Origin of the sequence: Streptomyces griseomycini (assembly GCF_014203535.1) — a bacterium.
Classification (GTDB): Bacteria; Actinomycetota; Actinomycetes; order Streptomycetales; family Streptomycetaceae; genus Streptomyces; species Streptomyces griseomycini.
In genome coordinates this window covers 676,718-684,182 of the sequence record NZ_JACHJI010000003.1, presented here as the reverse complement: position 1 = coordinate 684,182, position 7,465 = coordinate 676,718, and the positions used below count along the sequence as shown (strand labels likewise).

Genomic DNA, 7,465 nt, shown 5'->3' with positions numbered 1-7,465 from the left:
TTCTCAAGGAACGGACGCTTCCTTCGTACTCACCCTCTCGGGCTTTCCTCCGGGCGCTTCCCTTCGGTGTTTCCGACTCTATCAGATCTTTCCGATCCGATTTCCTCGGTGCTTTCCAGGTTCCCGCTTCCGCGTTTCCCTTTCCGGCGGTTCCGACTCTATCAGATCCTTTCGGGCCTGACTCCCCGTCAGAGGGGGGTGCCTTCCCGGCCGTTGGGCCGTTCCGACGAGTGAGACTTTAGCGGATTCCCTGCCCCCGAGCTAATCGGGGGCCGACGCCCTTTCGGGCACGGATTCCTCATTTCGCAAATACGCATGCCAATGAAACGACGGCAGACATACGACTGTTGTCGAGTAATGGTGGTGGTGCGGAATGGTTGCCCGGGGACCGACCGGAGTCGGCGCTCACGTCGGGCAACCCGGAGAACACTACGGATCCGGTCGGGCTGTGTCAACCCTCGCCCTCGTCCCACCCCGGAGGGCTACTCTGGTCCGCATGACGACGCGTACGTACTGCCAGTTCTGGTGGGCCGCCTGACGGCGGCCGCCTTACGTATGCACTCAGCGGCCGCCGCCTCGGCGGCCGCTCTTGTTTTCTCCTCCGGGACTCCGAGGGGCGGCCGACCGGGACGGCGGCCTCGACCAGGAGACGGAGAAGAGATGACACGGGTCTTCAGCGGGATCAAGCCGACCGGGCACCTGACGCTGGGGAACTACCTGGGGGCCATGCGGCAGTGGGTCGCCGTCGACCAGCACCGGGCGGAGGCGCTGTTCTGCATCGTCGACCTGCACGCGCTGACCGTGGACCACGATCCCGCGCGGGTGCGCAGGCTGAGCCGGCAGGCGGCGACGCTGCTGCTGGCGGCCGGGCTGGATCCGCGGCTGTGCACGGTGTTCGTGCAGAGCCACGTGGACGAGCACGCGCGGCTGTCGTATCTGCTCGAGTGCGTGGCCACGGACGGCGAGATGCGGCGGATGATCCAGTACAAGGAGAAGGCCGCCCGGGAGCAGCGGCGGGGTGGCAGCGTGCGGCTGTCGCTGCTGACGTACCCGGTGCTGATGGCGGCGGACATCCTGGCGTACGGGGCCGACGAGGTGCCGGTCGGGGACGACCAGGTGCAGCACGTGGAGCTGACGCGGGATCTCGCGGTGCGGTTCAACCAGCGGTACGGGCACACGTTCGTGGTGCCGCGGGCCACGCGTCCGACGGTGGCGGCGCGGGTGATGAACCTGCAGGACCCGGCGTCGAAGATGGGCAAGAGCGACGACACGGGGCCGGGGATCGTCTACCTGCTGGACGAGCCGGACGTGGTGCGGAGGAAGGTCATGCGGGCGGTGACCGACAGCGGGCGGGACGTCGTGTACGACCGGGAGTCCCGGCCGGGGGTGGCCAATCTGCTGGAGATCCTCGCGGCGTGCTCGGGTGGGAACCCGGAGGCGTTGGGCGGTGTATATGAGTCGTACGGCGCTTTGAAGAGGGACACCGCGGAGGCCGTGGTCGAGGTCCTGAGGCCCGTGCAGGAGAGGCACAAGGAGTTGTGCGCGGATCCTGGCTACGTGGAGGGGGTGCTGCGGGATGGTGCGGAGCGGGCGCGGGCCATGGCCCGGCCGACCGTGGATGCGGCGTACCGGGCGATCGGGCTGTTGCCGGCGGACGTGGAGACCGGGGCTCCCGCGCTGAACGCCGCCCGGTAGGCGCGGGGCCGACGGCGGGGCGCGTTGCGGTGTGTCGACGCATCGTGCCCTCGCCGCCGAGGCCGGCTCCGTGGCAGTAAATCCTCGATCACTGACCTTTGTGCCCCTGGGGTGCGGGGCAGCGGGGCGCCACGATCAGGGACATGGACATCGCAGAGATCGCTGACAACGCGGCGCTGGTGGTCGTCGACGTGCAGAAGGGCTTCGAGGACCTCGCGTTCTGGGGGCCGCGGAACAACCCCGGGGCGGACGACAACATCGCCTCGCTCCTCGACGCGTGGCAGACGTCGGGCCGACCGGTCGTGTTCGTGCGGCACGACTCGGTCAATCCGGAGTCGCCGTTGCGGCCGGGGCAGGAGGGCAACGAGTTCAAGGAGTACGTGGAGGCGCGGCGCGGGAAGGGGGGCGCGGGGGCGGAGCTGCTGGTGACGAAGAGCGTGAACTCGGCGTTCTACGGTTCGCCCGATCTCGACGCCTGGCTGAGGGGCGCGGGGATCTCCCAGATCGTGCTGACCGGGATCCAGACCAACATGTGCGTGGAGACGACGGCCCGGATGGGCGGGAACCTGGGGTACGACGTGGTGGTGGCGTACGACGCGACGTACACCTTCGACGTGGAGGGGCCGTTCGGCTGGTGGCGCAGTGCGGACGAGCTGGCGCAGGCGTCGGCGGTGTCCCTGCACGGGGACGGCTTCGCGCGTGTGGTGACCACGAAGGAGGTGCTGGACGCGGTGGTGTGACCGCCCCCGGGCGGGCCGGTTCGGTCAGTCCTTGGTGCCGGTGGCCAGTTCGCGGCTGCGGTCGCGGGCGGCTTCCAGGGCGGCGATGAGGGCCGCTCGTACGCCGTGGTTCTCGAGTTCGCGGATGGCGCTGATGGTGGTGCCGGCGGGGGAGGTGACGTTCTCGCGGAGCTTCACCGGGTGTTCGCCGCTGTCGCGGAGCATGGTGGCGGCACCGATCGCGGACTGGACGATCAGGTCGTGGGCCTTGTCGCGGGGCAGACCGAGCAGGATGCCGGCGTCGGTCATGGCTTCGACCAGGTAGAAGAAGTACGCCGGGCCGGAGCCGGAGAGGGCGGTGCAGGCGTCCTGCTGGGACTCGGGGACGCGGAGGGTCTTGCCGACGGCTCCGAAGATCTCCTCGGCGTGGGCGAGGTGGTCGGCGGTGGCGTGGCTGCCGGCGGAGATGACCGACATGGCCTCGTCGACGAGGGCGGGGGTGTTGGTCATGACGCGGACCACGGGGGTACCGGCGGCGAGGCGGTCCTCGAAGAAGGCGGTCGGGATGCCGGCGGCGCCGCTGATGACCAGGCGGTCGGCGGGTACGTGCGGGGCGAGTTCGTCGAGGAGGGCGCCCATGTCCTGCGGTTTGACCGTGAGGATCAGGGTGTCGGCGGTCTTGGCGGCTTCCTGGTTGGAGACCGGGGTGACTCCGTAGCGGGTGCGGAGTTCTTCGGCCCGTTCCCGGCGGCGGGCGGTGACCAGGAGGTCGGCGGGGGCCCAGCCGGCGCGGATCATTCCGCTGAGCAGGGCTTCGCCGATCTTGCCGGTGCCGAGGACTGCGACTTTCTGGGTCATGGCTGGGGGTGCCCTCCGGGGTGTGCGTCGTCCTGGTTCATCCTCGCACCCGGGGGCGTGGGGACGGGGTCGTGTCCGGTGGGCGGGACGGGAGGCGGGGGCCGGTCACGCCGTCCTGCGGCGCAGGGTGGCGGCGCCGAGGCCGAGGACGAGCAGGGCGCAGCCGGCGACGATCAGGACGTCGCGGACGAAGGCGGCGGTCATGTCGGTGTGCCTGAGGACCTCGTTCATGCCGTCCACGGCGTAGGACATGGGGAGGACGTCGGAGACGCCCTCGAGGACCGGGTGCATGGCGTCGCGCGGGGTGAACAGGCCGCAGAGGAGGAGCTGGGGGAAGATCACCGCCGGCATGAACTGGACCGCCTGGAACTCCGAGGCCGCGAAGGCCGAGACGAACAGGCCGAGGGCGGTGCCGAGGAGGGCGTCGAGCAGGGCCACCAGGAGGAGCAGCCAGGGGCTGCCGGTGACGTCGAGGCCCAGGAACCAGACGGCGAGGCCCGTGGCGAGGGTGGACTGGACGATCGCGAGGGCGCCGAAGGCGAGGGCGTAGCCGGCGATCAGGTCGCCCTTGCCGAGGGGCATGGCGAGGAGGCGTTCGAGGGTGCCGGAGGTGCGTTCGCGCAGGGTGGCGATCGAGGTGACCAGGAACATCGTGATCAGGGGGAAGATCCCCAGGAGTGATGCGCCGATGTTGTCGAAGGTGCGCGGGCTGCCGTCGAAGACGTAGCGGAGCAGCAGCAGCATCAGGCAGGGGACGAGCAGCATCAGCGCGACGGTGCGCGGGTCGTGGCGGAGCTGGCGCAGGACCCGGGCCGCGGTGGCGGTGGTGCGGGAGAGGTTCAGGGCACCGGTCGGAGCCGGTGTGACCGTCGCCGGGTGGGGGGTGCTCATCGGGTGGTCTCCTTCGTACGGCCTGTACGGCCTGTACTGCCTGCCGCGTTCGCCGCGTCCACCAGGTGCAGGAAGGCCGCCTCGACGGTCTCGGAGCCGGTGCGGGTGCGGAGGGCGTCGGGGGTGTCGTCGGCGAGGATCTCGCCCGCGCGCATGAGGAGGAGGCGGTGGCAGCGCTCGGCCTCGTCCATGACGTGGGAGGAGATCAGCAGGGTGGCGCCGCGTTCGGCGGCGAGGGTGTGGAAGAGCCGCCAGAGGTCGCGGCGCAGGACCGGGTCGAGGCCGACGGTGGGTTCGTCGAGGACCAGGAGTTCGGGGGTGCCGAGTAGGGCCACGGCGAGGGAGACGCGGCTGCGCTGGCCGCCGGAGAGGGCGCCGGCGAGGGCGTCGGCGTGGGGGGTGAGGTCGACGTCGGTGAGGACGCGCTCCACGTCCTGGCGGCGGTCGGCGGACGCGCTGCCGGGGCGGAGGATCGCGGCGAAGTAGTCGAGGTTCTGGCGGACGGTCAGGTCGTCGTAGACCGAGGGCGCCTGGGTGACGTATCCGATGCGGGTGCGCAGGGCGGGGTGGCCTGCGGGGCGGCCGAGGACGTCCAGGGCGCCGGTGACCTTGGCCTGGGTGCCGACGACGGCGCGCATCAGGGTCGACTTGCCGCAGCCGGACGGGCCGAGGAGGCCGGTGACCTGACCGCGCGGGACGGTGAAGTCGAGGCCGCGCAGGACCGTGCGGGCGCCTCGGACGACGGTGAGGTCCTGGGCGCGGACGGCCGGGTCCTCCGGTGGCCGGGAGGAGTAATTCATCATGCGATGAATACTCCTCCCGGCCCGGGGAGGCGTCAAGCCGTCGAGGTGGGAGGTGTCGTCGCGAGGAGGAGGACGACGTCGTAGGTCTCCTCGACGATCCCGTCCGGGAAGACCTCCAGGACGTGCCGTCGCTCCTCGGCGAGGTGGGCCGCGCCGCGTTCCGCGCCCTGGGTCAGGAGGAACGAGTGGCTGCCGAGGTTGGCCAGGTGGGTGTCGAGGGGGACGCGACGGCTCCAGCGGATGTCGCGGCGAAAAAAGTCGAGGCGGCCGGTGGGGTCGGCGACGCGGGCGTCGGCGTTGCGTTTCTCGGCGGAGAGGTCGATGCCGAAACGGCGGCCGGCGCGTTCGGCCGCCTCGCCGATCCACGGCACGTCGAGCGCGCTGGTGTTCCACCACAGGGCGAGTGCGCCGCCCGGGCGCAGGACCCGTATCGCCTCCGGGACGGCGCGGGCGGGGTCGGTCCAGTGCCAGGCCTGGGCGTAGGTGAGCAGGTCGGCGCAGTGGTCGGCGAGGGGGAGCGCGTTGCCGTCGCCCCGGACGACCGGTACGTCGGGGAGGGCGCGGCGGAACTCGGCCGCCATGCCGTCGCCGGGCTCGACGGCGATCACGTCGGCGCCGCGCGCGTGCAGCCGGGCGGTCGCCATGCCCGTGCCGGCGCCGACGTCCACGACCCGGGAGCCGGCGAGGGGGCGGCCGGTCAGTTCCTCGATCGCGTCGAAGAGCGCGGGCGGGTAGGAGGGACGGTTCGCCGCGTACTGGGCGGCCGCGGCGTTGAAGGAGTGGGCTCGGGCGGCGTGGGTGGCCTGGTCGGCCCTCGGCGTCGTCATGCGGCCATGGTGGCCGGGTGAGGGGTGGGGCGCCGGGGTTTCCCGGCGGGTTCAGGAGCGGCGGCGCTTCTTCGACGGGTTGCCCGAGCGGCGGGTGACGCGCTTCTCGTACTCCTCGCGGGCCTTCCCGTACTCCGCGCGGTGGAGCTTCTCGCCCGGGGCCTCGGTGAGGGAGCGGAAGAAGTAGGCGAGGAGTGAGCCGACGAAGCCGATGGTCAGGAGTCCGCGGAGGGAGGCCTGGCGGTCGGGGTCGGGGCGGGCGGTGAAGGCCGACCAGGTGTGGCGGAAGGCGAGCGCGCTGCAGGTCGCGAACATCACGACCGTGAGGACCGTGACGAAGCTGCCGATGTCGGCGATCCGGAGGCCCTGGTAGGCGATGCGCAGGACGAGGCAGGAGGCGGCCGCGGCGGCGAGGGAGCCGACGGCGACGCCGACGCGGCGGGCGGCGTAGCCGCCGGAGTGGTCGACCCAGGTGGTGCCGAAGAAGCGGATGGGCTCGGGGCGGGGACCGGTGGGAGTGTCCGGGACGTTCGTGTCGTTCTCTGCTGCGCTCACGGGTCGATTGTGACTCCTCCCCCGCGTGCGCCCGGGAGCCCCCTGCTGCGCCGGCGCCTTCCGGCCCCCCGCGCACGCGATGCGCCGCCCCGGCTGGGGCGGGAGTCCCCGGCCCGGCACGTCCCGGTGGGCTCACCCGGTGTGTCCGAGTCCTTCGTCGATGCGGGTGCGCAAGGAGCGCAGCGCCTGCCTGACCTCGGCCGGCTCGATGTCCGTGACGTCGGCGTCGAACGTCAGGAGCAGGCCCGCCAGGCCGGCCCACGACCACGCGCCGAGCGTGAGCCGGCAGCTGGAGTCGGTGACGTGCTCGACCGTCGATCCGCCGGGGGCGAACCGGGCGACCACGGGCGCAGGCAGCGCGACGAGCGCCGACCCGCGGCACGGCCAGTCCGCCGGGGTGTCACCGCGGTCGTGCGTGCTCATGACGAATGCGACCGGATCGCCGTGCGGGACGTCGCGGCGGTCGAAGGTCCTCCCCGTGGGCATGCGCGGTTCGAGGCGGTCGACGCGCATCGCGCGCCATCGGTCCGCGTCCGGTTCGAACGCGACGAGGTACCACCGTGCCGCCCACACGACGAGGTGGTGCGGTTCCAGCGTGAGCGTCGTCGGCCCGTCCTCGCCGGTGTGGTCCGCCCGGAGGACGTGCCGTCGGTGGATCGCGTCACCGATGACGCCGACGGCCTCGGCGTCGATGGGCGCCGCGGGGAACTCCCAGTAGTTGCGCGCCGCGGAGACGGTGAACGCCTCGGCGTGGACACGGCTGCGGGCGGGCATCGCCTGCCGCAGCGTGGTGAGGGCGCGGGCCGCGTTCCCGCGGATGCCGGACAGGACGGCGGGGACGGTCTGGAGCGCGACGGCCGCCGCGACGGCCTGGTCCTCGTCGAAGACGACCGGCGGCAACCGGGTGGCGCGACCGAGCCGGTAGCCCCCGCCCACCCCGCGCACCGCCTCGATGTCGTACCCGAGCTCCCTGAGCGTGTCGATGTCGCGCCGTACGGTCCGCACGGACGCCCCGAGTCTGGTGGCGAGCTCCTCGGCGGTCAGGGTCGCGCCGGTCCCGAGGACCGACAGCAGCTTGAGCGTCCGCGCGGAGGTGGCGGCCATCGCTCGCCCCCTC

The 7,465-nt window shown here is 72.1% G+C and carries 8 protein-coding genes; 2 read left to right on the top strand and 6 right to left on the bottom strand.

The window, feature by feature from the left end:
• Positions 1-660 precede the first annotated feature (660 nt).
• Together trpS and FHS37_RS11965 are read left to right on the top strand one after the other, a co-directional pair.
• On the top strand, positions 661-1,695 hold the full coding sequence (gene trpS, locus FHS37_RS11970; RefSeq protein ID WP_184819954.1) for a tryptophan--tRNA ligase: 1,035 nt from the start codon (positions 661-663) through the stop codon (positions 1,693-1,695).
• Between the two features lie 143 nt (positions 1,696-1,838).
• On the top strand, positions 1,839-2,435 hold the full coding sequence (locus FHS37_RS11965) for a cysteine hydrolase family protein (RefSeq protein ID WP_184819951.1): 597 nt from the start codon (positions 1,839-1,841) through the stop codon (positions 2,433-2,435).
• A 24-nt stretch (positions 2,436-2,459) separates the two neighbouring features.
• Here the strand turns inward: FHS37_RS11965 and proC are convergent, their stop codons facing one another.
• The 6 genes from proC to FHS37_RS11935 form a co-directional block, all read right to left on the bottom strand.
• Entirely contained in the window at positions 2,460-3,272 is an 813-nt protein-coding gene (gene proC / locus FHS37_RS11960; protein ID WP_184819948.1) for a pyrroline-5-carboxylate reductase, read from the bottom strand.
• 105 nt (positions 3,273-3,377) lie between these two features.
• Positions 3,378-4,163 (bottom strand): ABC transporter permease, encoded by a 786-nt coding sequence (locus FHS37_RS11955; RefSeq protein ID WP_184819946.1) that lies wholly within the window; start codon positions 4,161-4,163, stop codon positions 3,378-3,380.
• Positions 4,160-4,966, bottom strand: a complete 807-nt coding sequence (locus FHS37_RS11950) for an ABC transporter ATP-binding protein (protein WP_184819944.1) — start codon at positions 4,964-4,966, stop codon at positions 4,160-4,162. The genes FHS37_RS11955 and FHS37_RS11950 overlap by 4 nt, the downstream gene beginning before the upstream one ends.
• 32 nt (positions 4,967-4,998) lie before the next feature.
• Positions 4,999-5,793 (bottom strand): class I SAM-dependent methyltransferase, encoded by a 795-nt coding sequence (locus FHS37_RS11945; protein WP_184819942.1) that lies wholly within the window; start codon positions 5,791-5,793, stop codon positions 4,999-5,001.
• Between the two features lie 51 nt (positions 5,794-5,844).
• Positions 5,845-6,348 (bottom strand): EamA/RhaT family transporter, encoded by a 504-nt coding sequence (locus tag FHS37_RS11940; protein ID WP_184819940.1) that lies wholly within the window; start codon positions 6,346-6,348, stop codon positions 5,845-5,847.
• Positions 6,349-6,480: 132 nt separating this feature from the next.
• A complete protein-coding gene (locus tag FHS37_RS11935) occupies positions 6,481-7,452 on the bottom strand; it encodes a helix-turn-helix transcriptional regulator (RefSeq protein WP_184819938.1) in 972 nt (323 codons plus the stop codon).
• Positions 7,453-7,465 lie beyond the last annotated feature (13 nt).